Origin of the sequence: Mesorhizobium terrae, from assembly GCF_008727715.1 — a bacterium.
In the GTDB taxonomy this organism is placed as follows: Bacteria; Pseudomonadota; Alphaproteobacteria; order Rhizobiales; family Rhizobiaceae; genus Mesorhizobium; species Mesorhizobium terrae.
In genome coordinates this window covers 3,384,322-3,406,209 of sequence record NZ_CP044218.1, presented here as the reverse complement: position 1 = coordinate 3,406,209, position 21,888 = coordinate 3,384,322, and the positions used below count along the sequence as shown (strand labels likewise).

Genomic DNA, 21,888 nt, shown 5'->3' with positions numbered 1-21,888 from the left:
CTCGACTATTCCGCTGGGGAGACGGTGGCCCGTTCGGCCAGCGCGCGTGCTTGCTCCATCCGAAGGATGGCGAGATGCATCCAGGCAAGGCATGCGGCCACGACGACGAAAAGCAGCATGAAACAGCTCGACCAGACGTTGGTCAGGTCGTTGAGCGCGCCGAAGGCGATCGGCAGGACGAAGCCGCCGAGCCCGCCGATCATGCCGACGAGGCCACCGACGGCACCGACATTGCCGGGATAGTAGACGGGGATGTGCTTGTAGACCGCGGCCTTGCCGACAGCCATGAAGAAGCCGAGCACGAAGGCTATGGCGACGAAAGCGATCCAGCCGATCTCGAAATGAAAGGAGACCGGACCACTGATGCCGCGCACCGTGAAATCCGCCGCGGGCAAGGCCAGCACGGCGCAACACACCGCCGACACGGCGAAGGTCCAGTAAAGCACCGTGCGTGCGCCGATCCTGTCCGACAACACACCGCCATAGGCGCGGAAGATCGAGGCCGGGACCGAATAGGCGGCACCAACCATGCCTGCGGTGGCAATGTCGAAGCCGTAGACGCCGATCAGGTAGCGCGGCAGCCAGAGTGCCAGGGCGACGAAGCCGCCGAAGACGAAAAAATAGTAGAGCGCGAAACGCCAGACGCGGACATCCTTCAAGGGCTCGAATTCGGCCCGAAAGTTGCGTGGGGGATTGGCGCCGGTGACGCGCCGCTGCCGGATCACCGGATCGTCTTCGGCGCTGAACCAGAAGATGCACGCCATGAAGCCGAGCACGGACGCCCAGATGATCGCCACGTCCTGCCAGCCAACGGCCAGCATCACAAAGGGCGCCAGGAATTTCGTGATTGCCGCGCCGACATTGCCGACGCCGAATATGCCGAGCGCCGTGCCCTGCTTCTCAGCCGGGTAGAAGCGCGAAACATAGGCAACCCCGACAGCGAAGGAACCCCCCGCCAGACCAACGCCGAGTGCTGCGATCAGCATCTGCGGGTAAGTATGTGCGAAGGCCAGCAGAAAGGTGGCGATCGCCGCCGCCAGCATGATTGCCGAATAGACCAGACGGCCGCCAAAACGGTCGGTCCACACGCCAAGCATAATGCGGGCAAGCGAGCCGGAGAGGATCGGCGTGCCGACAAGCAGACCGAATTCGGTTTCGGAAAGCCCGAGCTCCTGTTTGATGCGTATGCCGATGATCGAAAAGATCGTCCACACGGCAAAGCACACCGTGAACGACAGCGTGGATAGGGTTAGCGCATGCGTGGCTGCCGGATCCCGGCTTTGTCGAAAAGATACGCCCATTGCTCGCTCCGTGTTCGGCATCGAAAGCGCCGCTCTGCGATTGAAAACAAAAAGGCTGCCGAACAGGCCGCGCGTCCGTACATCCGGGATCGCGTGGTGACCTGAACGGCAGCCTTGCCTGGTGCGCCCTTCGTTGGACGCAGAATTCGTGGCCCAGCCTTGGGCCTCGCTTGTTACAAAGCAGGATGCGTGCCAGTTTTGATCGGCAGAGTTTTATGCAATGAAATCAACAATCATTGGCATTATCGACGCGCGTGGCATCGTCCGGCGCTGGCAAAACTTCCGGCAAATGGCATATCGCAATGCACAAAAATGATGCAGCGCAAAAGAACGCCTAGGCTTTTGGCTCGGCGAGAAGCTGGCCTTGAATGTAGTCCCCGACGCGGTCGGGATCGAACACCGCCCCATCGAAGAAGCCGTCCGGTCCGAGAATGAGGCTGGCGCCGGCCGAACCGACCGGCGTCTCGGTGACCAGTGCACCTTCGACCTTGGCGTTCGCTCCCGGCAACGCCACGCCAACATCTCGCAAGGCCTGCCGGTAGAGGTCAGGACGATAGGTTTCGCGCGCGATCGCTTCGTTGGCCGGGTTGGCCTCGATCTGTCCCCAGCGGGCCATCTGGCTGTAGAACCAGAGCGCGTGGCTCTTCCAGGGAAAGGTGGCGGCCTTGGCATGGGGCACGAAGAAATCCGGTGTCACAACCTCGCCACCGTCGCCGGTCTGGATCAGTCCGGAGAGCGCCGGCTTCAGCCATTCGACTGGACAATCGACATAAGCAGGCCCGGCCATCAGTTCCGCCAGCTCGCCATGGTTGCCGCTGTCGCCGCTCCAGGCGGCGGCGCGGTAAAGAGCTCGCAAAAGCGCCGACAGCGCCTCGGGCTCTGCCTCCGCCCACTCGGCAGCGACACCCAGCACCTTTTCCGGACTGGAACGCCATATCCTGGCCTTGGTGGTGACGATGCGTCCGACGCCCTTCGCCACCGCCGCCGTGTTCCAGGGTTCACCGACGCAATAGCCGTCGATGCGCCGGGCGCCGAGTGCATCGGCCATGAAGGATGGCGGCACGATGATGATCTCGATATCGCGATCAGGGTCGACGCCGCAGGCAGCAAACCAGTAGCGCAATTCGTAGTTATGGCCCGAATGGGGATGCACGACGCCGAAGCGCAGCGGCGACCCGCCCGCCGCCTTGCGGTGCACCACGACGGCCGCCAGCGCTGCCCCGGTGGATCGGGGGTCGAAATCCGAGGCCGCATCCTGCGCCAACATCTCGTCCCAAAGGTCGCGCGAGACGGTCACCGCATTGCCGCCCAGGCCAAGCGCCATCGGCGCTATGGTGCGCGCGGCGAGCGGTGTCAGGCCCAGATTGCAGGCGATCGGCATCGGTGCCAGCATATGCGCGACGTTGAAATGGCCGACGGCGAGCCGATCGCGGATGCTTGCCCAGGAATTCTCCCTGGTGAGAACGAGGTCGATGCCTTCGTCGGCCGCGAAACCCAGTTCGCGTGCAGCAACCAGCACGGCACTGTCGAGCAGCGGCAGGAAGCCAGCGGATATCTGATGGGCCGGGCTCATTGATCGTCTCCAGCGCCCAGCAGGCCCGCGGTTGTAACCAGGGCCTGCGCCACGTCACTGATCTTGCGGTTCTGGTTCATGGCGGTCTTGCGCAGTAGGGCGTAAGATTCCTGCTCGGAGAGCCCGCGCGATTTCATGAGGATGCCCTTGGCGCGCTCAACCGTCTTGCGGCTTTCCAGTTCGGTGCGCGCTTCCTCGAGTTCGCGTTCCATCCGCGAAAACGCATTAAAGCGGCTGATCGCCATGTCGAGGATCGGCTTCACCCTCTCCTTCTTCAGGCCGTCAACGACATAGGCCGAGACGCCGGCATCCACCGCCGCCTCGATCCAAGCGGTGTCGGAGCGATCGACGAACATGGCAATGGGTCGCTTCACCGCACGCGAGAGCTGGAACATGTTCTCCAACATGTCCCGGTTGGGATTCTCGATGTCGATGACGATCACATCCGGCTCAAGTGCCGCGATGCGGGCGGCGATGCCGGTCACATCGTCGACAAGCACCACCTCGGTGTGACCAGCCTCGCGCAGCCCTGCCTCGATGATCGAGGCTCGGAGCCGATTCTCGTCGATGACCAATACGGTAAGGGCCGCGCCTCGCATGCCTCATCCTGCTCCGCCTGGAGTTTTGTGCAATGCGACAAAAACATCAACAGGTTCGGCGGCCGAAAAGGAGCCGAGAGTGGTCCTTCTGCTTACAGTCGAACGGATCAGTAAGCGGCCGCTTTGTTCAGGACCCAGTATTGGGGCCAGCCTTCTGCCCGAGGACAACAAAGCGCAGGAAGAAGTTAACGCTATCCGATCGAATATCTCCACATAGACATCGCTGAAGTGCCTACCGCGAAAGCTCTATTTCTTCGTCGCTTATCGACCGGCTGTCCGAGTTCACCTTTGACACCTTTGGACAGGTGCCAATGTCCGTACAGCCGCCACGTTCATCAAGGCTCTGATCGCATCAGTGCCTATGACATCCAAACGGTTCTCACCGATGACAGAAGCCAGTTCTGCGACCTGCCGTCCCGAAATCTCTTGCGACCGCGCGACCATGCATGCGCTACCCGTGCCGATATCGGAACGCACTTGGGGAAACTTGGTACTTTTGCCGAAAAGCCGTCGCCAGATGCGCTGAATCCGAGAAGCCGGTTTCGAGGGCAATCGCCGTGATGGGCAGCGTGCTGTTTTCCACGAGAAAGCGTGCGTACCGCAGCCGGGTCTCCAGAATGAAGCGTTTGGGGGTCATTCCAACGTGCTTCTGGAACAGGCGTGCGAACTGGCGTGGCGAAAGGCCTACGGTATCTGCGGCCAGTTCCGGCGACATATCGCGGCCCTTGCGGCTTTCGATCAGCACGATGGCTCGCTGGATGCGGGTGTCGACGGCGTAGCGGTACGAATGGGCGCGCTCGTGATCGAAGACGCTCAGCGTTTTCTGCTCGGTCAATGAAAGCTGGTGAACGGCTTTCGCAGCCCGATCCGGCCCGCAATGGTTGCGGATCAGTTCGGTCATCAGCGAGAGAATGGAAATGCCGCCGGGCACCGTGATCCTGCCATTCTCGATCAGGAAATCGTCGCGAACCGACAAGGCCTGGCGGGGAAAGGCAAGGCGGAAGTCCTCGGCGTGGAAGGGATGGATCGCGGCCTTGCGACCGGCGAGCAATCCTTCCTGCGCCAGAACGAAGGCGCCAGTGCAGACACCGATGACGGGAACACCCGCCGCCGCCGCGACGCGAATATAGTCGCGGTGCGAGGCGGGCGCGGTTCGCAAATGCGGCAGCAGGCCGCCGATAGCAACGATATAATCGAAGTCAGTCGGGTTGATGTAGGGCGCGTCTGCCTGCACGCGAATACCGCAGCTTGCAGCAGTGGCAACGCCCGGCTTGCCCATGATCGACCAGCGGCAGTGGAGCGGGCGGGAATTGTCGGCGAAATCCGCAGCATGGCGCAAGGGCTCTACGACGCCGGTCAGCGACATCATGGGAAAGGTCGGCCAAAGCAGAATGCCGATGGAAATATCAGGCTTGTGCTCGCGCGCCGAAAGCAGCCTTTCCGCCCAGAGGGCATCGAGCCAGCGGACATAGTCCGCCTCGCTCTGCGTGCTTGGAGCACTGTCCTCAACGGTCATGGTTACCCCCCTCCTCGCACGATAGGATGACCGCGCCGATTTTCAAAGAAAAAGTCTTTTTTTTACAATTCAGCCCTCGTCTTCGATGCCAGACTGCCCCTCGTTAAACGCGATATCCGGAGCAACAAGGACTGCCGGATAGGGGAACCAATAATTTCAAGGATCGAACAAATGGCACTTTCTCTTTCGAGAAGGCTGGCGGTGTGTGCGCTGCTGGCAGGCGGGAGCTTCTTGGCATTCTCGCCCTTGGCGCAGGCTTTCGAACTGGTCGAGCAGGGCAAGCTGACCGTCGCCTTCACTGGCGACATGCCGGGTTCCGGTTGGCAGGACGGCAAGATGATCGGCTATGACGGCGAGATCATGCAGAAGATCGCCGACAAGCTGGGACTCAAGCTCCAGCCGGCGCTGATGGAATGGTCCGGCACCATCGCTTCGGTGGAAGCGGGCCGCGTCGACGTCATGCTCGGCACCATGGGCTGGACGGAAAAGCGCACCAAGATCATGACGCTTTCCGAGCCGATCCATTACTTCAAGAACGGCATCATGCAGTCGTCGAAGACGAACTGGGACAAGCTGTCCGACCTCGAAGGCAAGAAGGTCGGAACCATCACCGGCTTTTCCTTCGTGCCGGAGCTCAAGAAGATCAAAGGCCTCGAGCTTTCTCTCTACGACACCTCCGACGCCGCCGTGCGCGACCTGATCGCGGGCCGCATCGACGCCGTGATCGGCGATCCTCCCGTCGTGTCGTATGCGATCAAGAAAAACCCCGAATGGAACATGCAGTTCCTCGCCTTCACCGACAGCAATGCGGATTTCCCCTTGCTCACCGGTCTCGGCCAGGTCGTCTACGGCTTCAACAAGAAGAACGACGATCTGCGCCAGAAGGTGGACGCCATCATCGGCGGCATGTGGAAAGGCTGCGAGATGAAGGAGATAGGCGCCCGCTACGGCCTGGCCGCCGATGTCTGGTACAGGCCCGCCGGCGAGAACTTCCGCGCCGGCGTCGATCGCCCCGCCGACTACAAGCTGCCCTCCTGCAAGGCGGGTGGCTGACGCTTCGATCCGGGGCAGAGGCCGCCGCCTCTGCCCCGATTCAAGCCCGGGCGCGTTGAGATTCAGGCCAGGCCGGCATCACCTGAATCTCAACGCGCCCTGTTCAATGACAAAAATGGGGAACGGCATGAACCCGCTGCTGAGCGTCACGGGCCTGCGCAAGAATTACGGACTGGTCGAGGTTCTGAAGGGAATGGATTTCGAGGTGACCGCCGGCGAGAAGATCGCGCTGATCGGCCCTTCGGGGTCGGGAAAATCCACCTGCCTGCTCTGCCTGAACTTCCTCGAAAAGCCGAATGCCGGCGAAATCCACCTGGATGGCGAGCGGATCGGCGTCAAGCTCGGGCGGGCGATGAGCGATCGTCAGCTCGCGCCGCAGCGGGCCGAAATGGGCATGGTGTTCCAGCTTTTCAATCTCTGGCCGCACCTTTCGGTGACGGAGAACGTGGCGATCGCCGCCCGCAAGGTGCGCGGACTTTCGGCAAGGGAAGCGCATGAGCTGGCGCTGGAAATGCTCGCCAAGGTCCATATGACCCATCGCGCCGATGCGTCGCCGCTGGAGCTCTCCGGTGGTCAGCAGCAGCGTGTGGCGATTGCCCGGGCACTGGCGCAGAAACCCAAGCTGATGCTGTTCGACGAACCGACCTCCGCGCTCGATCCGGAGCTGGTGCATGAAGTGCTGAAGGTGATGGAGGAGCTGGCCGCCGAGGGGCGCACCATGCTGATCGTCACCCACGAGATCGCGTTTGCCCGCGACATCGCCGACCGGGTCATGTTCCTCGACGGTGGCACCATCGTCGAGCAGGGGCCGGCGCGGGAGCTGATACTCTCTCCTCGCGAGGCAAGAACCCAGGCCTTCCTGAAACAGATCCGGCACTGAGGACCCGCGCCATGTCCGGACTGTCGACCTTCATCATGGTGCTGGAAGGGTTGCTCGCCGGGGTCGGCGTCACCGTTCTGGTCACGCTGGCATCGCTCGCGCTCGGTGTCGCTCTCGGTTTCGGCCTCGCCCTTCTGCGCGTTTTCGGCGGCCTGCGGCCGGTTCATTTCCTGATCGACGCCTATTGCGAGATCATGCGCAACATCCCGGCGCTCACCCACCTGTTCATCCTCTATTTCGGATTGGCGAGCATCGGCTTCAGATTGTCCGCGATTGTCGCGGCGATCCTCGGCCTCGGACTGATCGGCGGGGCGGTCACCTGCGACCTGTTCCGCTCCGGCTTCGCAGCGTTGCCGAAAGGCCAGCGTGAAGCAGCGCTTGCGGTCGGCTTCACACCCTTCCAGACGATTTTCGACATCCTGACACCGCAGGCGCTGCGCATCGCGCTTCCGCCGCTCGGCAACTATGCAGTGCAGCTACTCAAGGATACATCGATCGTCTCCGCCATCGCCGCGCCGGAAATCATGTTCTACGCGCGATCCATGGTGACGTCCTCTTTCCAGACCACGCTGATCTACGTGACGGTGGCCGGTCTCTATCTTCTCCTTGGCATGCCGCTGATGCAGGCGATCCGCTTCCTCGAAAGCCGCTACGGGAGGCTGAAGGCATGAGCGGCTTCGTCGAACCTTATTTCGAATACGGCAAGGAGTGGCTTCCGCTTCTGGTCAAGGCCATGGGCACGACCGCCCTGCTTTCAGGTTGCGCCTTCACCTTGTCGCTGGTGTTCGGACTGTTGTTGGCGCTGTGCCGGAATGCGCGGTCGCGGACGCTGCGCCATTTCGCTACGGTCTATGTCTCGGTGGTTCGCGGCGTGCCGCTGCTCGCCATCCTGTTCCTGCTCTATTTCGGCCTGCCCGGCATCGGCATCACTTTCGATGCCTTCACAGGCGCGGTTCTGGGGCTGGCACTTGCCTTCGCGGCGCAGGTCGCGGAATTGTTCCGCGCCGGCCTTGTGGCGATCCCGAAGGGCCAGCGCGAGGCGGCGCTCGCCGTCGGCTTCACGCCCTTTCAGAGCTTTGCCCTGATCATATTGCCGCAAGTGGTGCGCATCGTCATCGCACCGCTCATCGTCACCTTCGTCTCGCTGCTCAAGGATTCCTCGCTCGCCTCGCTCATCACGGTGGATGAGCTGGTGCTGACCGGCCGGGCCATGGCGACGGAATACTTCCTGCCGCTTCAAATCTATCTGGCCGTGGGGCTGTGCTATTTCCTCATAGCCTGGCCGTTCTCGCTTCTTTCGCGGCGGCTCGTACGCCCTGCCGGCTAAATTCCAATCACGAGACAAGACAATGACGACCTCAACGCATGATCGCGGCGCGACGTGCCGGCAGCCCAACCGCCGTCCCGTCATCCTGATGACGCCTGACTTCAGGCTATCCGCCGAAGGCTGGACCGAACGCGAATATGTCGTTCGGGCGAATTACGCCGAAGCGATAGCCGAGGCCGGCGGCACCGCGCTGATCCTGCCCTACGAAGCGCTCGACATTGCCGCCACGCTGGAACTTGCCGACGGCGTGATGATCACGGGCACCGCACCGGGCCAGCAGGCCAGTCCGGAGCGGCGTGAATTCGAACGCGAGCTTGTGCGGCAGACGCTGGAAGCAGGAAAGCCGCTGCTCGGCGTCTGTCACGGCATGCAACTGATCGGCGAATGGCTGGGTGGCACATTCGTCACCAGCCTGCCACGGCCTGCCGGAGAACCGGTTGAACACATGCCAGGCGCAGTTCCCGATCGCCTGGCCCATGGCGTCACAGTCGAGGCCTCCAGCGATCTCGCTCGCCTTCTCGGCGGCGGCTCGGCCGAAGTGAACAGCCTGCATCGGCATGCCCTCACGGAGGGCGAACGGTTTCGTGTCGTGGCGCGGGCGCCGGACGGCGTCGTCGAGGCCTTCGAGGGCAATACGAGCGGCTTCTGTCTGGGGGTGCAATGGCATCCCGAATATCGGCTGACCGACTTCGACAAGGCGATCCTGCGCGATTTCGTGGAACGCAGCACAAGGCGTCCCCGCCGCAAGACCGCATCCGGTGCCCCTTGTGCCGTTCGGAAACGCCTCGATGCCCTCGGCCTTGGCCTGCCGGAAGCAGCCGCGCCCCCCGGCGCATTCGTCGGTGCGATCCGCAACGGCGGTATCGTGACCGTGTCCGGGCAGGTTCCGATCAAGGACAAGGCTGTCCTCAGGGCAGGCCATCTGGGCAAGGACGTCTCCCTAGAAGCAGGGCGCGAATGCGCACGCTGGGCATTGCTCAATGCCCTGGCGCAATTGGAGCGCATCGCCGGCCGGCTCGACCGGGTGAAAGGGTTCGTACGGCTCGCCGGATACGTCGCCGCAGCCCCGGACTTTACCCAGCATGGCGCGGTCGTCGATGGCGCTTCCGAAATGCTGCGCGAGGCGTTTCCCGAATGCTGGCCACATGCGCGGATCGCCGTTGGCGTGGCCTCGCTGCCCCGTGGCGTGCCCGTGGAAATCGAGCTGACGGCCGTCCTCAGCAGCGCAGAGGCCTGAGGCCATGCGAATTGCGGTTGTCGGCGCAGGCGTGGTCGGGGTCGCGTCGGCCTATCTGCTGGCTCGCGCCGATCATGAGGTGATCCTGATCGACGCGGCTGCAGAGCCGGGTTGCGGGGCGAGCGCCGGCAATGCAGCCCAACTTTCCTGGGCCTATGGCGATGCCATGGCCTCGCCCGCGCTTTTGAAGCATCTGCCGGCCATCCTCGCCGGCCGAGATCCGGCGTTCCGGGTTCGCTGGAGGCTTGATGCCGATTTCCTGGTCTGGGGGCTGCGCTTCATGGCGAACATGCCGGCCCGGCGCTGGTGGAACAACACAAGCGAGATCCTGCAACTGGCCGATGAATCGCGCCGGGAAATGGCGAAGCTGCTGGCGGAGACGGAAATTGCTTTCGACTATCGCATCGCTGGCAAGCTGCACCTTTATCCTGACGCAAAGGGCCTTGCTGCGGCCCGGCTGACCATCGAGCGCAAGCGGCGGCTTGGCTTCGATCAACGTCTCCTGTCGCGCTGCGAAGCCGAAGAAGTGGAGCCGGCCCTGAAGACTTATCAGGGAGAAATCGCTGGCGCCGTTTACACGCCCGGCGACGCTCTTGGCGACGCGGTCGCCTTCTGCCGTCAACTGACGGATTTCATGGTGTCCAAAGGTCGGGTTTCGGCATGCTTCGGACGCAAGGTGGCCGGATTCGATCAGCACAAGGGACAGCTCTCGGCGGTACGGCTTACCGATCGCGATCCACTTGTCGTCGATGCCGCGGTCGTCACGGCGGGACCGTTGATCCATACGCTGGTCGCCGACCTGCCCGAAGCCGCTGAAATCCAGCCCGTGCGCGGCTATTCCCTGACCGTGCCTTGGCGGGAAGGAGCGCCGCGTGTCAGCTTGACGGATGTGAAGCGCAAACTAGCCTTCGCAACAATCGGTCAACGGCTGCGCGTTGCAGGGCTTGCCGACATCGAGCGGCCCGGCTCGGGCTTCGACGCGGATCGGTTCGGCATCCTGCGGGAGGTCGCCAGCGCCGTGTTGCCTGCCTGCTTCGACCGCCCGCCGGAAGAAGTCCGCTGGTCCGGCGAACGCCCGATGACGCCATCCTCCCGGCCGATCATCGCTCCCTCCCGCAGGATGCGCGGTCTCTATATCAATGCCGGGCACGGCATGCTTGGATGGACCCTCGCCCTCGGTTCCGCAAGACGGATAGCAAACCTGGTTGCCTGATGGGATCGATGTGCCAGGCCTATTGAATGCGAGCAGCCGAACGCGTCGACGATGCCAATAGGCAAGCCGTGCCATCCACCCGCCAGAGAACCATTTCATACAGTATCCACAAAGCTGACATCCGCATCTCACGCCTCGAGTGCAGGCACGTATCGGGTCCGGTTGTACAACGAACGTTAGCTGCTGTGAGTTGCTAAGGATGTCCGAAAATGGCGCAACCACGGCATCAGCGTGGTTCGTGTTTTCTCTCTGATGGACACAACCAATAGTGACCAGCAAACCGACCAGCAAATAGCTGACATGCATTGGCACCGCGCGGCACTCACGATGCAGCTGATACGTTGATTTCTTTCGATTATTTTTCACATTGGCACGCATGCCAAAAGGTGACTGGTGGGCCCGGAGGGACTCGAACCCCCAACCAAGCGGTTATGAGCCGCCGGCTCTAACCATTGAGCTACAGGCCCCACGCGGGCTGGATTAGTGTTTTTCTTGATCCCGCACAAGGCTTTAGAGGCGGTCTGGCCAAGATCGCCCAAATCAATCCATATTCGCTGCCTATTCGAGCTCTCGCCCTTGGCGAACAACGGAGTTTTTCGATGACCAGAGCCTTTTTGCCCCTCGCTTTTGCCGCCGCCGTCGCCCTTCCTGCAATCGCCGGCGCAGCCGAAGCCCCGCAACAGCCGTCGCCGCGCATCATCGTTTCCGGCGAAGGCGAGGCCACCGTGGCGCCGGACCTTGCACTTTTGTCGCTCAGCGTCATGCGCGAGGCCAAGACCGCGCGCGAAGCGCTCGACGCCAACAACGACGCCATGGCCGCCGTCATCGCGGCGATGAAGTCGGCCGGCGTCGCCGAGCGCGACCTGCAGACGGCGGGCATCCAGATCAACCCGCGCTACAATTATTCGAACAAGCCCGATGGCGGCCAGACCGCCGAATTGGTCGCCTATCAGGTCACCAACACGCTGTCCGTGCGGGTGCGCGACATTTCCAAGACCGGCGAGATCCTCGACAAGGCGGTGTCGCTCGGCGTCAACCAGGGTGGCGGTATTTCCTTCACCAACGAGAACCCGGCCGCCGTCATCGGCGAGGCCCGCAAGAAGGCGGTGGCCGACGCCATCGCCAAGGCCAAGACCTTGGCCGAGGCCGCCGGCGTCAGCGTCGGCAAGGTGCTGGAGATCACCGACCAGAACTTCATGTCGCCGCCCATGCCGATGAACGCCAAGGCTTATGACGCCGCCGGCGCCTCGGTTCCGGTGCAGGCCGGAGAAAATGCCTACCGGGTGATGGTCAACGTCACCTTCGAGCTGAAGTAAAAAGAGGCGCGGCGCGACTGGATGGTCGCGCCGCGCGCTCTCTTTTCCAGGACTGCAAATGAAAAAACCCGGAGGATCGTTCCTCCGGGGTTTTTCGTTCGCGTTGCGCCAGACGCCGTGCCTTAGCGGTAAAGCACCGGGCAGCCGCGCTCGCGGCCGAACACCACCATGGTGCGTTCGCCGTCCTGGCGGCCGGCAACCTTGATGACGCGGCGGTTCACATCGACGATGCGGGCGCGCCAGATGCCCATGCGCTCGGCCTTGTTCAGCGCCCATTCCGGCGAACAGCCGCGGCGCCAGTCGCGATCGCGACCCCAACCGCGCTCGTCGCTCCAGCGGTCGCGGCGCCAGTCACGATTGTCGTCGCGCTCGCCGGCATAGACGCCGAAGCGCGGCTCGCCGCTGCCGAAATTCAGATAGACGCCGTCGGCCTGGGCGGTGGTAGGAACCGCGGCAAGCGCGCTGAAACCGACGAGAGCCGAGAGCGCGGCAGCCTTGATCTTGGTCAACATGGTCTTCTCCTTGTCAGAAGCGTTGGTTGCTTGGTCTTCAAACCCTGTTCGCCGAAGCGATGACGCAACCATAGAAAGGCCCGGCTGAACCGAACGGGAACCGCATGTTCATGCGAGGTTCATTTGGCCGGTGGCCATAGTCGGGCATGGAAAAGGAACCGCGCCTGCGCCGCGCGCATGCTTGTTCGACCGGCAAAACGGGCCCCTCAGGGCTCCTCGTCGAGCACGTAGTCGAAATAGTCTTCCGGCTCGGCGAGCTCGCTCTCGCTGGCGCTGACGCGGCCGCGCATCGAGACGCCGGCTTCGTGCACCGTCTCGGCGCTGCCCGAGACAAGCGGGTGCCACCAGTAGAGGTCATGGCCCTCGGCGACGAGGCGATAGCCGCATGTGGACGGCAGCCAGCTGATGGTGCGCACATTCTGCGGCGTCAGCCCGACGCAGTCGGGAACCCGCGCCAGGCGGTTGGCATAGTCGGCGCAGCGGCAGGTTCCGGCATCGAACAGCCGGCAGGCGACGCTGGTCCAGTAGATCTCGCCGCTGTCCTCGTCCTCGAGTTTCGACAGGCAGCATTTGCCGCAACCGTCGCACAGCGATTCCCACTCGGCCGGAGACATCTCCTCCAGCGCCTTCGTCTTCCAGAACGGTTGCGTTGCCATCGCAGGGATGTGGCGCGCCGGAACCGCCGCGTCAAGCGCGCAGCGCCAATGTCATCAAAGCGCCCATTCGATATCCCTATCCTCGTTGCCACACCCCACGCCGGCCCCGATTGCCACGTTTATGGGCCTCGGCAGCGCCACATACCCCGTCAAGGAGATCAGATATGAAGCGCCAACCACGCATCCTCGCCGGTACGGCCCTTGGCCTGCTGATGGCTTCATCGCCGCTTGCCGCCTTGCCATTGCAGAATGACACCGCTCTCCGTTCGGTGACCGCCCTGCCGCTGATCCTTGCCCAGGCCGAAGGCGGCGGCGAGGCGACCGACGGCGGCCCGGCGCCGGCCGAACAGGCCGCCCCGGAGCCGCAGCCGGCGCCCGAACCTGTTGCGGTGCCCGAGCCCGTCGCCTTGCCCGAACCGGTGGCACAGGCTGCGCCGGCACCGCAGATAGAAGCCCAGACCGAAGCGCCGGCGCCAGCGGAAGAGCCGGCGGAACAGAAACCGCACAAGAAGAAGCCGGTCGAGGAACAGGCTGAGCCCGTCCCTCGGAAGCAGCCGCAAGCCGAAGCTCCGGCCGCCGAACCGGAGCAAAAGCCGCGCAAGAAACAGCCAGTCGAGGAACAAGCCGAGCCAGCGCCTCGGAAGCAACCCCAGGCCGAGGCCCCGGCCGTGGAGCCTGAGCAGAAACCGCACAAGAAAAAACCGGTCGAGGAACAGGCTGAGCCCGCCCCTCAGAAGCAGCCGCAAGCCGAAGCTCCGGCCGCCGAACCGGAGCAGAAGCCGCGCGCCAAGAAGGAAAAGCCGGCCGAGGAACAGCAGGAACCGGTCAAGAAGCCGGCAGCCGAAGAGAAACCCGCGCCCGAAGTGAAGCCGGCGCCGGCGGAAAAACCCGCCGAGCAGCCCAAAGCCAAGCCCGCGCCAGCCGAGGAGCCTGCCGCCAAACCCGCCGAAAAGCCTGCCGAAGGCGAGCAGAAACCGGCGGCCGAAAAACCGAAACCGGCGCCCGAGGGTGAAAAGCCCGCCGCCGAAAAACCGGCGGCGGAAAAGCCTGCCAAGCAGCCGGAGGCATCGCCCGCACCGGCCGAAAAGCCTGCGGAAGGCGCCAAGCCGAAACCCGAGACCAGCGAAGAGCCGGCCAAGGAAGGGCATAAGCCTGTTCCCGCCGAGGGCGAAAAGAAGCCAGGCGAGCAGCCCGAGGCCAAGCCGCAGCCTGGCGAGAAACCAGCAGAAGGTGAGCAGAAACCGGCAGCGGAGCAACCCAAGCCCGCGGCGGAACAGCCCAAGCCCGCGGAAAAGCCGGTCGAGGGCCAGGCGCCGGCCAATCCCAATGCCGCGCCGATCTTCGACAGCCAGAAGCAGCCGGAGCGCCCGGCCGAGGGCCAGAAGGGCGAACCGGCCAAGCCGCAGCCCGGCCAGGCGACAACCCAGCAGCCGGCGCAGCAACCTGTTCAGCCGGCCCAGCAACCCGCGCAGAAACCGGCGGAAAAGCCAGCGCCGCCGCCGGTCGACGACAAGGCCGCCCAGGCGACGATCCAGCCGGAGAAGATCGCGCCCGTCACCCAGGAGAAGGGCACGCGGCTGGAACGCGCGCCCGACTTCGACGTGCGCAAGATGCAGCGCCCGGAAGGAGCCGACATCGTCAAGAATTTCGGCGACCGCACCATCATCCAGTTCAACAACCAGATCATCGTCGAGAGCAACGACCGCCCGCGCCTCACCCGCGACGCGCAGGATGTCTATTACGAAGACCTGCCCGGCGGCCGCACCCGCGAAACCGTGGTGCGCGACAACGGCAACCAGATCATCACCGTTCGCAACCGCTACGGCGATATCGTGCGGCGTTCGCGCATCACCCCGGACGGTCGCGAATATGTGCTGAGCTATGTCGACGAACGCTATTATGAGGAAATGCACGACTGGCGTGACCCAGGCGACGACCTGCCACCGATCTATGTCGATATCCCGCGCGACGAATACATCCTGGAATCCGAGCGCGTACGCAGCCCCGACGACTATTATGTCTTCCTCGAGCGGCCGCCGGTGGAGAAGGTCCGGCGCCTCTATTCGATCGACGAGGTCAAGCGCTCGGCCCGCGTGCGCGACATCGCCCGACGCATCGATCTCGACACGCTGAACTTCGATTTCGGCTCGTCGACCATTGCCGAGAGCGAAGTCGAGAAACTGCAAGGCGTGGCGGACGCCATGCAGAAGCTGCTCGCCAAGAACCCGGCCGAAACCTTCCTGATCGAAGGCCATACCGACGCGGTCGGCTCCGATCTCGCCAATCTGGCGCTGTCGGACCGGCGCGCCGAGGCCGTGGCCAACGCGCTCACCAATGTCTTCGACATCCCGCCGGAGAACCTGACCACGCAGGGTTATGGCGAGCGCTATCTCAAGATCAACACGCAGAAGCCGGAACGCGAGAACCGTCGTGTCGCCATCCGCCGCATCACGCCGTTGGTGGCCCCGGTTGCTAACGCTAAATAGGCGGTGAAGGCGCTAGGGCATTGATTCGCCACAATGGGAGCCCCAAATGTTAATGGGGTTCCCTGCCCTGTCCCGTCTCCAGCGGGACATCAAGAGGCCCGGCCGGCTTACTCCACCGACCGGGCCTTCTTTTGGAAAGGCATGGCCGGCATCTTGCCAAGATCGTGCCTCTCGCCCAAAAACGACAGCGGTTAGCGCCTGTTGAACTGCCGCCTTGCAGGCCGACATCGTTCCGCCCTCAACACGCCCAGAAGCACGGACGCCTTTTTATGAAACGCCTCGAACTTGCCGTCGAATCCATCATCCTGGCCTCGCGCTGGCTGCTGGTGGTTTTCTACCTCGGGCTCGGCCTGGCGCTCGCCATCTACGCGATGTCCTTCGCCAAGAAACTCTACGAATTCATCTCCAAGGTCATGATCCTGGACGACACCGACACGATCCTGAAGATCCTCGGCCTGATCGACGCAGCCCTTGTCGCCTCGCTGGTGGTAATGGTCATCATCTCCGGCTACGAAAACTTCGTCAGCCGCTTCGACGAGCATGAAGGCAAGGTGCACTGGCTGGGTACCATCGACGTCGGCTCGCTGAAGGTGAAGGTCGCCTCGACGATCGTGGCCATTTCCTCGATCCACCTCCTGCAGGTGTTCCTCAACTCCTCGTCCTATTCGACCGAGCAGTTGATGTGGCTGACCCTGATCCACCTCACCTTCGTCCTGTCGGCGCTGATGCTGGCCTATATCGACCGGCTGATGGGCCACGGAAAGGGCGGGAAGAAAGTGTCGGAAGATATCTGACCGGCGCAGCCCGGTTCGCAACCGGGCTCAGAACAGCCCGGTCAGCTTGGTGTCGCTGCGCGCGAAAACCTCGTCCGGCACGAAGAAGTCGCCGGCCAGCGCGCCCTTGGCGCCCGGCGCGTAGTGCGAGAAATCGGTGATGCCCTCGGCGCGCAGTACCTCTTCATCGATATAGAAATTGCCCGTCGCCTCGCCAGACGGCCGGGTCAGGATGGCGTGCGCCGCATCGGCCATGATCTCCGGCGACCGGCTCATCGCGGCGACCGTGTTGCCGCCCAGAAGATTGCGCACCGCAGCCGTATCGATCGTCGTCAGCGGCCACAGGGAATTGACCGCAATGCCGGCGGAAGCGAACTCCGCGCTCATGCCCAGCGTGCACATCGACATGCCGAATTTCGCCATCGTGTAGGCGACATGGCCCTTGAACCACTTGGCTTTCATGTCGAGCGGCGGCGCCAGATTCAAAATGTGAGGATTTTGCGCCAACTTCAGGTGCGGAACGCACATTTTGGAGACCAGGAACGTGCCGCGCGTGTTGATCTGGTGCATCAGATCGTAGCGCTTCATGTCGGTTTCCAGCGTGCCGGTCAGCTGGATGGCGCTGGCATTGTTGATGCAGATGTCGATGCCGCCGAAGCGCTCGACTGTCTTCGCCACTGCCTCCGCCACCTGCGCTTCCTCGCGGATGTCGCACAGCACCGGCAGCGCCTCGCCGCCGGCCTGCTCGATCTCCTGCGCCGCCGTGTGGATCGTGCCCGGCAGCTTCGGATGCGGGGTGTCGGTCTTGGCGGCGATGGTGACGTTGGCGCCATCGCGTGCGGCGCGCAGCGCGATCGCCAGGCCGATGCCTCGCGAGCCGCCCGAAATGAACAGCGTTTTTCCCTTGAGCGACATGATGCGGCCTCCCTGCAGCGATGGCCGATCCTTGCCCGGCTGCCACCATCGCGCAAGGGCGAACCGGCCAACGCCGTGGTGACGCTGCGGAGGCCCACCTTTCCTGGGCGCGATTGCAGCGTCGCGATGGCGAGTATATATTCTATATAAAAAGGTAGAACATATAATGGCGTTGTCGATCAAGAATGCACAGGTCGAGAAACTGGCGCGCGAACTGGCGCGGCGTCGACGCGTGTCGGTGACCGAAGCGATCCGGCAAAGCCTTGAGCGCGAGGTGGCGCGCGAAAGGCTGGTGCCACGCGAAGCGCCGAATGACATGTACAACAAGCTGATGGCGATCGTTGAGCGTTCCGCCCTAATCCCAACGGACACCGATCTGACCGAGGACGAGATCCTCGGCTATGACGAATTCGGGATCCCCTCGAAGTGATCGTCGACACTTCGGTGCTGATCGCAATTCTGCTGGCTGAAGAAGGCTTCGAGAATTATCTGCGCGTTCTGCAGCAGGCGCCGTTGAAGCGCATCGCTGCTCCGACCTTGCTGGAAGCCACGATGGTCATCCTCGGCAGGAAAGGCGAACAAGGGCCCGAACTTCTCGATGATCTGCTGCGGACGGCACAAATCGAAACCACAACCTTCACTCCAGACCATGCCGCCGTCGCCCGTCAGGCCTTCCTGCGTTACGGCAAGGGGCGCCACGCCGCTGGCCTGAATTTCGGCGATTGCATTTCCTACGCCACGGCCAAGCTGGAAGCGATGCCGCTGCTGTTCAAGGGCGACGACTTCCGCCAGACCGACATCGAGGCAGCAGCCTGACAGGACATGCAAAAGATCTCGACGGGGCCGGCCGCGCTGCAATCCCAACGCGCCCTAGACCAGCACCAGCCCTTGCCGCATGGCGATGGCAATCGCGTCAGTGCGGTTGGCTGCGCCAAGCTTGGTCAGGATCGCCGCGACGTGGAACTTGGCGGTGTGCACGGAAATGTCGAGCCGGCGGGCGATCACCTTGTTGGGCGCGCCTTCGGCGAGCAGTGCCAGCACCTCGGCTTCGCGCGGCGACAGCGCCGGCCGCACCGCCCCATCATGGTCCGCCGAGCCGTTTGCATGGTCGTCCGGCTCCGCCGCGAAGCCGGTCGGTTCGAAAGCATCCTCGTCGCGCACCGCATGGTATCCGGCCGTCGCCAGGCGGGCGGCAGCGGCGATCAGCCCGTCCTCGGCATTGGGCGGCAAAACAGCGAAGACGCGACCGGCGCCACCATTGACCGCCGGAACCGGACGGGCCGACAACAGCACCAGCGGCACGTCCAAAGGAAAGGCTGCGTTGTCGACAATTGCCACATCGATGCCGGCCGCGCTGCCCACAGTTACGGGCGTGAAGTCCTCGCCGGCAGCCAGCGACGCCGACAGCCGCTCGGCCCGCCCGGCATCGCCGAGCGCGATCAGCACTGTCAGTCGTCTGCTCTCTGCCATCGGTACTCCCTAGGATTGCCTGGAACTTGAACAGGCCGTGGCGAAAATGGCGAGAAGCGAGCACCGAAGCGGAGCGTACTTAAAGTACGTGAGCATCGGAGCGCAGATCCTCGCAATTTGCAGCCCGGCCTGATCAAGTTCCAGGCGATCCTCTCAGTTCAGCGGCTTTTCGCCGATCGTCACGACAACCTCGCTACGGCTGCCGCCACGCAGGATGTCGAGTTTCACCTGGGTGCCTGCGCTGTCCGGCCCCAGCCTGCGCATCAGCCCGCGCGGTCCTTCGACGGGCTCGCCGTTCCAGGCCACGATGATGTCGCCGACATGCAGGCCGGCGGCCTTCGCCGGACCGCTGTCGTCAAGGCTCATCACCATGGCGCCGACCGCGTCGCCGTCGCGCGCCGGATGCAGCGCCGCGCCCAGATAACCGCGCACGACATGGCCTTTTTCCTTCAGCACCGCCACAGTGCGCTCGATGGTCTCGAACGGGATGACCAGCGCGCGCCGGCGCGGACCGAACAAAAGCATACCGATCAGGTCGCCTTTAGCATCCAGCACCGGGCCGCCTTCGAAGCGCCCGCCGGTGCCGACGGCCAGGTTGATACGCCGGTCGATGGTGCCGCTGCGCATCGAGCGCCAGGCAGGCCCGACCTCGGCGACCGTTCCAAGCACGCTGAGTGCCGCACCTTCGCCGTTGCCGATGGCGATGGCGACATGGCCGGGCCGCACGGCCCCTGCTTTCGCCAGCGCCGGCAGGCCGGACCGGTCCGATTTCAAAAGGGCGATGCCGGTCGAAGGGTCGCGCCCGGCGAGCGTCGCCTTCACGGTCTCGCCCGAGCCGAGCGTCAGTTCGATGTCCTCGTCCGCGTCGAGGATTTCCTCGGCGGCGACGAAAAAGCCGTCGCCCCAATGGAAGGCTGTGGCGGTGCGCCCGTGATGGACGCGCAGGCTGGCGGCGGCGGGTGCCGCCTTTGCCGCGATGTCGGCGACGGCATCCGAAAAGGCGCCGAGATTGAAGTCGCTCATTGTGACCTCCAGAGTTCTTGTCTGCTCCAGATATCGCTGTCCTTGGCGGGCAATGATACTCGCCTGACGGCTAGTCCGGCTTGCTTCTGGCCATCTGGTCAGGTCGCGGCAAAGCGGCGCGCTCCGCACATATAGGCATCGATCCGCAAAATCACACGGAGCCTGCCATGGCGCTGCCCGCTTTCGACCCCTCCCCCCGCGACGACGCCCTGCTCGATGCCTATTCTATGACGGTCGCCGATGCCGTCGACCGTATCGGCCCGGCCGTGTGCCGCATCGAACGCATCGGCGGCCGTGGCGGCCATGGCTCGGGTTTCGTCATTTCGCCGGACGGGCTGATCGTCACCAATTTCCACGTGGTCGGCGATGCCCGCGCCGTGCGTGTCGCCATGCCTGATGGCAGCGTCGACGAGGGCCGCGTGCTCGGCTCAGATCCCGACACCGACATCGCACTGGTGCGCGCCGGCGGCTCGTTTGCCAATGTCGCGCCGCTCGGCGATTCCAAACGGCTCAGGCGCGGCCAGATCGCCATCGCCATCGGCAATCCGCTCGGCTTCGAATGGACCGTCACCGCCGGCGTCGTCTCGGCGCTCGGCCGTTCGATGCGCGCCACCACCGGCCGGCTGATCGACGACGTCATCCAGACCGATGCGGCGCTCAATCCCGGCAATTCCGGCGGGCCGCTGGTCTCGTCCGCCGGCGAGGTGATCGGCGTCAACACCGCCATGATCCCGGGCGCACAGGGCATCGCCTTCGCCGTCGCCTCCAACACCGCCAATTTCGTCATCTCCGAGATCATCCGCTTCGGCCGGGTGCGCCGCGCCTTCATCGGCGTCTCCGCCGATACGACCAACCTGCCGCGCCGCGCCGCTTTGCTCTCGCAGGTTACCAGCAGCACGGCGGTGCGGCTGCGCACAGTCGACCCCTCCGGGCCGGCAGCAAAATCGGGCCTGAAGGAAGGCGACATCATCGCCGCCATCGACGGAAGGCCCGTCACCGGTGTCGACGATCTGGTCAGGATGCTCGATGCCGAGCGCATCGGCCGCGAGACGGTCTGCACGGTGTTACGCCGCAGCGGCGTCAGCCGCATCGCGGTCACACCGACTGCAAGACCTTCCTGAGCTAGGTGGCGGTCAACACCCGCCGCAAAAGAGCCACCAGCCACGCCGCCAGTTCGCCGGTCGGATCGAGGTCGGGATCGAAGATCGTCACATCCATGCCGATGCAGCCCGGCCTTGCCGCCAGCGTTCCCAGGATAGCGACGAGTTCGTCCGGATCGATACCCGGGCTGCCCGGCGAATCCACCGCCGGCATGAAAGTCTGGTCCAGCGCGTCGACGTCGAAATGCAGCCAGAAACGGCCGCCGCCGCGCGCCAGCACCGGCTCGACCCGTGCGAGCACGCCTGCCGCGCCGAGTTCGCGTGCGGCAAACACGTCGACCAGCGTCATCTCGGTCGCCGCGATGTCGTGCCAGGCAAAATCGGCATCGCGGCTTTCCCGCTCGCCGATCTGGGCCACCTGATCGTCGCGCAGCAACGGCCCCTCTATGCCCGGCCATTCGGTGAGCAAGGCCTCGCCACGGCCGGTCGCCGCCGCCAGGTCCATCCCGGCGGCCGAGCCCAGCGGCAGATTGTCGTCATCATTGCCTGGATGGCGGAAGTCGCTGTGACCGTCGACATGCACCAGCGACAGCAGCCCTGACCGTCGCGCGCCGGCCAACCCGCCGAGCAGGACGGTGCAATCGCCGCCGACGATCAGCGGAAATTGCCCTCGCCCGACGGTCTCGGCGACGATATCGGCCAGTTGCAGGCTGAAGGTCCGGATCGCCGGGCCGTTGCGCAGCCTGGTGCCCGGCTGCGGCTCGGTGCTGTAGGCAGGTCGATCGAGGTCGACAATCCGCGCCGGCGCCAGCGCCTCGAGCAGCCCGGCGTCGGTCAATGCCTGCGGCGCCCGCCAGGTGCCCGGTTCATGACCGGGCCTCAGTGGCCTGAGGCCAAGATTGAACGGTGCCCGGATAAGGCAGAGATCGCGCATGGAA

22 protein-coding genes and 1 tRNA gene are annotated in these 21,888 nt (G+C 64.0%); 12 read left to right on the top strand and 11 right to left on the bottom strand.

Annotated features, from left to right (window positions below):
- Positions 1-5: 5 nt before the first annotated feature.
- The 4 genes from FZF13_RS17710 to FZF13_RS17695 form a co-directional block, all read right to left on the bottom strand.
- Positions 6-1,301, bottom strand: coding sequence for an MFS transporter (locus FZF13_RS17710; protein ID WP_024923633.1), 1,296 nt, complete (start codon positions 1,299-1,301; stop codon positions 6-8).
- Positions 1,302-1,635: 334 nt separating this feature from the next.
- Positions 1,636-2,874 (bottom strand): CmpA/NrtA family ABC transporter substrate-binding protein, encoded by a 1,239-nt coding sequence (locus FZF13_RS17705; protein ID WP_024923634.1) that lies wholly within the window; start codon positions 2,872-2,874, stop codon positions 1,636-1,638.
- Positions 2,871-3,473, bottom strand: a complete 603-nt coding sequence (locus FZF13_RS17700; protein ID WP_024923635.1) for an ANTAR domain-containing response regulator — start codon at positions 3,471-3,473, stop codon at positions 2,871-2,873. Before FZF13_RS17700 ends, FZF13_RS17705 begins: the two co-directional genes overlap by 4 nt.
- A gap of 451 nt (positions 3,474-3,924) precedes the next feature.
- On the bottom strand, positions 3,925-4,989 hold the full coding sequence (locus FZF13_RS17695) for a GlxA family transcriptional regulator (protein ID WP_024923636.1): 1,065 nt from the start codon (positions 4,987-4,989) through the stop codon (positions 3,925-3,927).
- A 171-nt stretch (positions 4,990-5,160) separates the two neighbouring features.
- Here FZF13_RS17695 and FZF13_RS17690 point away from each other — a divergent pair, with 171 nt between their 5' ends.
- The 6 genes from FZF13_RS17690 (at position 5,161) to FZF13_RS17665 (ending at position 10,699) form a co-directional block, all read left to right on the top strand.
- Positions 5,161-6,042 (top strand): ABC transporter substrate-binding protein, encoded by an 882-nt coding sequence (locus FZF13_RS17690; protein WP_024923637.1) that lies wholly within the window; start codon positions 5,161-5,163, stop codon positions 6,040-6,042.
- A 127-nt stretch (positions 6,043-6,169) separates the two neighbouring features.
- Positions 6,170-6,922, top strand: a complete 753-nt coding sequence (locus FZF13_RS17685; RefSeq protein WP_024923638.1) for an amino acid ABC transporter ATP-binding protein — start codon at positions 6,170-6,172, stop codon at positions 6,920-6,922.
- Positions 6,923-6,933: 11 nt separating this feature from the next.
- The gene (locus tag FZF13_RS17680) at positions 6,934-7,593 is read left to right on the top strand and encodes an amino acid ABC transporter permease (RefSeq protein WP_024923639.1); all 660 of its coding nucleotides are present in this window, start codon (positions 6,934-6,936) and stop codon (positions 7,591-7,593) included.
- Positions 7,590-8,249 carry an amino acid ABC transporter permease gene (locus FZF13_RS17675; protein ID WP_024923640.1) on the top strand — a complete coding sequence of 220 codons (660 nt, stop codon included), beginning with the start codon at positions 7,590-7,592 and terminating at the stop codon, positions 8,247-8,249. Before FZF13_RS17680 ends, FZF13_RS17675 begins: the two co-directional genes overlap by 4 nt.
- A gap of 22 nt (positions 8,250-8,271) precedes the next feature.
- Positions 8,272-9,486 (top strand): Atu1372/SO_1960 family protein, encoded by a 1,215-nt coding sequence (locus FZF13_RS17670; RefSeq protein ID WP_024923641.1) that lies wholly within the window; start codon positions 8,272-8,274, stop codon positions 9,484-9,486.
- Between the two features lie 4 nt (positions 9,487-9,490).
- The gene (locus tag FZF13_RS17665) at positions 9,491-10,699 is read left to right on the top strand and encodes an FAD-dependent oxidoreductase (RefSeq protein WP_024923642.1); all 1,209 of its coding nucleotides are present in this window, start codon (positions 9,491-9,493) and stop codon (positions 10,697-10,699) included.
- 391 nt (positions 10,700-11,090) lie between these two features.
- Here FZF13_RS17665 and FZF13_RS17660 read toward each other — a convergent pair.
- Positions 11,091-11,166, bottom strand: a tRNA-Ile gene (locus FZF13_RS17660).
- A 132-nt stretch (positions 11,167-11,298) separates the two neighbouring features.
- On the opposite strand from FZF13_RS17660, the gene FZF13_RS17655 reads away from it, so the two are divergent.
- On the top strand, positions 11,299-12,015 hold the full coding sequence (locus tag FZF13_RS17655; RefSeq protein WP_024923643.1) for an SIMPL domain-containing protein: 717 nt from the start codon (positions 11,299-11,301) through the stop codon (positions 12,013-12,015).
- Between the two features lie 122 nt (positions 12,016-12,137).
- Here FZF13_RS17655 and FZF13_RS17650 read toward each other — a convergent pair whose 3' ends face one another.
- Entirely contained in the window at positions 12,138-12,527 is a 390-nt protein-coding gene (locus FZF13_RS17650) for a hypothetical protein (RefSeq protein WP_024923644.1), read from the bottom strand.
- Positions 12,528-12,733: 206 nt separating this feature from the next.
- Positions 12,734-13,183 carry a YcgN family cysteine cluster protein gene (locus FZF13_RS17645; RefSeq protein ID WP_024923645.1) on the bottom strand — a complete coding sequence of 150 codons (450 nt, stop codon included), beginning with the start codon at positions 13,181-13,183 and terminating at the stop codon, positions 12,734-12,736.
- Positions 13,184-13,347: 164 nt separating this feature from the next.
- On the opposite strand from FZF13_RS17645, the gene FZF13_RS17640 reads away from it, so the two are divergent.
- Together FZF13_RS17640 and FZF13_RS17635 are read left to right on the top strand one after the other, a co-directional pair.
- On the top strand, positions 13,348-15,669 hold the full coding sequence (locus tag FZF13_RS17640; protein ID WP_024923646.1) for an OmpA family protein: 2,322 nt from the start codon (positions 13,348-13,350) through the stop codon (positions 15,667-15,669).
- Positions 15,670-15,938: 269 nt separating this feature from the next.
- Positions 15,939-16,463 (top strand): TIGR00645 family protein, encoded by a 525-nt coding sequence (locus FZF13_RS17635; RefSeq protein WP_024923647.1) that lies wholly within the window; start codon positions 15,939-15,941, stop codon positions 16,461-16,463.
- A gap of 27 nt (positions 16,464-16,490) precedes the next feature.
- On the opposite strand, the gene FZF13_RS17630 is transcribed toward FZF13_RS17635, so the two are convergent.
- Complete coding sequence (locus FZF13_RS17630; protein ID WP_024923648.1) at positions 16,491-17,357, bottom strand: SDR family oxidoreductase; 867 nt, start codon at positions 17,355-17,357, stop codon at positions 16,491-16,493.
- A 166-nt stretch (positions 17,358-17,523) separates the two neighbouring features.
- On the opposite strand from FZF13_RS17630, the gene FZF13_RS17625 reads away from it, so the two are divergent.
- Complete coding sequence (locus tag FZF13_RS17625; RefSeq protein ID WP_024923649.1) at positions 17,524-17,787, top strand: type II toxin-antitoxin system VapB family antitoxin; 264 nt, start codon at positions 17,524-17,526, stop codon at positions 17,785-17,787.
- A complete protein-coding gene (locus FZF13_RS17620; protein ID WP_024923650.1) occupies positions 17,784-18,173 on the top strand; it encodes a type II toxin-antitoxin system VapC family toxin in 390 nt (129 codons plus the stop codon). Before FZF13_RS17625 ends, FZF13_RS17620 begins: the two co-directional genes overlap by 4 nt.
- Before the next feature lie 54 nt (positions 18,174-18,227).
- Here FZF13_RS17620 and FZF13_RS17615 read toward each other — a convergent pair whose 3' ends face one another.
- On the bottom strand, positions 18,228-18,827 hold the full coding sequence (locus FZF13_RS17615) for a response regulator transcription factor (RefSeq protein WP_051504759.1): 600 nt from the start codon (positions 18,825-18,827) through the stop codon (positions 18,228-18,230).
- Positions 18,828-18,980: 153 nt separating this feature from the next.
- Positions 18,981-19,850: a S1C family serine protease gene (locus FZF13_RS17610; protein WP_024923651.1), complete on the bottom strand. Its 870-nt coding sequence runs from the start codon at positions 19,848-19,850 to the stop codon at positions 18,981-18,983.
- A 167-nt stretch (positions 19,851-20,017) separates the two neighbouring features.
- On the opposite strand from FZF13_RS17610, the gene FZF13_RS17605 reads away from it, so the two are divergent.
- Entirely contained in the window at positions 20,018-20,971 is a 954-nt protein-coding gene (locus FZF13_RS17605) for a S1C family serine protease (RefSeq protein WP_024923652.1), read from the top strand.
- A 1-nt stretch (position 20,972) separates the two neighbouring features.
- Here the strand turns inward: FZF13_RS17605 and FZF13_RS17600 are convergent, their stop codons facing one another.
- A complete protein-coding gene (locus FZF13_RS17600) occupies positions 20,973-21,884 on the bottom strand; it encodes an arginase family protein (protein ID WP_024927316.1) in 912 nt (303 codons plus the stop codon).
- Positions 21,885-21,888 lie beyond the last annotated feature (4 nt).

What these genes read in the sequence shown, in the direction of transcription:
- FZF13_RS17710 (WP_024923633.1), bottom strand. Translation starts at nt 1,301, where the DNA reads ATGGGCGTATCTTTTCGACAAAGCCGGGATCCGGCAGCCACGCATGCG.
- FZF13_RS17705 (WP_024923634.1), bottom strand. Translation starts at nt 2,874, where the DNA reads ATGAGCCCGGCCCATCAGATATCCGCTGGCTTCCTGCCGCTGCTCGAC.
- FZF13_RS17700 (WP_024923635.1), bottom strand. Translation starts at nt 3,473, where the DNA reads ATGCGAGGCGCGGCCCTTACCGTATTGGTCATCGACGAGAATCGGCTC.
- FZF13_RS17695 (WP_024923636.1), bottom strand. Translation starts at nt 4,989, where the DNA reads ATGACCGTTGAGGACAGTGCTCCAAGCACGCAGAGCGAGGCGGACTAT.
- FZF13_RS17690 (WP_024923637.1), top strand. Translation starts at nt 5,161, where the DNA reads ATGGCACTTTCTCTTTCGAGAAGGCTGGCGGTGTGTGCGCTGCTGGCA.
- FZF13_RS17685 (WP_024923638.1), top strand. Translation starts at nt 6,170, where the DNA reads ATGAACCCGCTGCTGAGCGTCACGGGCCTGCGCAAGAATTACGGACTG.
- FZF13_RS17680 (WP_024923639.1), top strand. Translation starts at nt 6,934, where the DNA reads ATGTCCGGACTGTCGACCTTCATCATGGTGCTGGAAGGGTTGCTCGCC.
- FZF13_RS17675 (WP_024923640.1), top strand. Translation starts at nt 7,590, where the DNA reads ATGAGCGGCTTCGTCGAACCTTATTTCGAATACGGCAAGGAGTGGCTT.
- FZF13_RS17670 (WP_024923641.1), top strand. Translation starts at nt 8,272, where the DNA reads ATGACGACCTCAACGCATGATCGCGGCGCGACGTGCCGGCAGCCCAAC.
- FZF13_RS17665 (WP_024923642.1), top strand. Translation starts at nt 9,491, where the DNA reads ATGCGAATTGCGGTTGTCGGCGCAGGCGTGGTCGGGGTCGCGTCGGCC.
- FZF13_RS17655 (WP_024923643.1), top strand. Translation starts at nt 11,299, where the DNA reads ATGACCAGAGCCTTTTTGCCCCTCGCTTTTGCCGCCGCCGTCGCCCTT.
- FZF13_RS17650 (WP_024923644.1), bottom strand. Translation starts at nt 12,527, where the DNA reads ATGTTGACCAAGATCAAGGCTGCCGCGCTCTCGGCTCTCGTCGGTTTC.
- FZF13_RS17645 (WP_024923645.1), bottom strand. Translation starts at nt 13,183, where the DNA reads ATGGCAACGCAACCGTTCTGGAAGACGAAGGCGCTGGAGGAGATGTCT.
- FZF13_RS17640 (WP_024923646.1), top strand. Translation starts at nt 13,348, where the DNA reads ATGAAGCGCCAACCACGCATCCTCGCCGGTACGGCCCTTGGCCTGCTG.
- FZF13_RS17635 (WP_024923647.1), top strand. Translation starts at nt 15,939, where the DNA reads ATGAAACGCCTCGAACTTGCCGTCGAATCCATCATCCTGGCCTCGCGC.
- FZF13_RS17630 (WP_024923648.1), bottom strand. Translation starts at nt 17,357, where the DNA reads ATGTCGCTCAAGGGAAAAACGCTGTTCATTTCGGGCGGCTCGCGAGGC.
- FZF13_RS17625 (WP_024923649.1), top strand. Translation starts at nt 17,524, where the DNA reads ATGGCGTTGTCGATCAAGAATGCACAGGTCGAGAAACTGGCGCGCGAA.
- FZF13_RS17615 (WP_051504759.1), bottom strand. Translation starts at nt 18,827, where the DNA reads ATGGCAGAGAGCAGACGACTGACAGTGCTGATCGCGCTCGGCGATGCC.
- FZF13_RS17610 (WP_024923651.1), bottom strand. Translation starts at nt 19,850, where the DNA reads ATGAGCGACTTCAATCTCGGCGCCTTTTCGGATGCCGTCGCCGACATC.
- FZF13_RS17605 (WP_024923652.1), top strand. Translation starts at nt 20,018, where the DNA reads ATGGCGCTGCCCGCTTTCGACCCCTCCCCCCGCGACGACGCCCTGCTC.
- FZF13_RS17600 (WP_024927316.1), bottom strand. Translation starts at nt 21,884, where the DNA reads ATGCGCGATCTCTGCCTTATCCGGGCACCGTTCAATCTTGGCCTCAGG.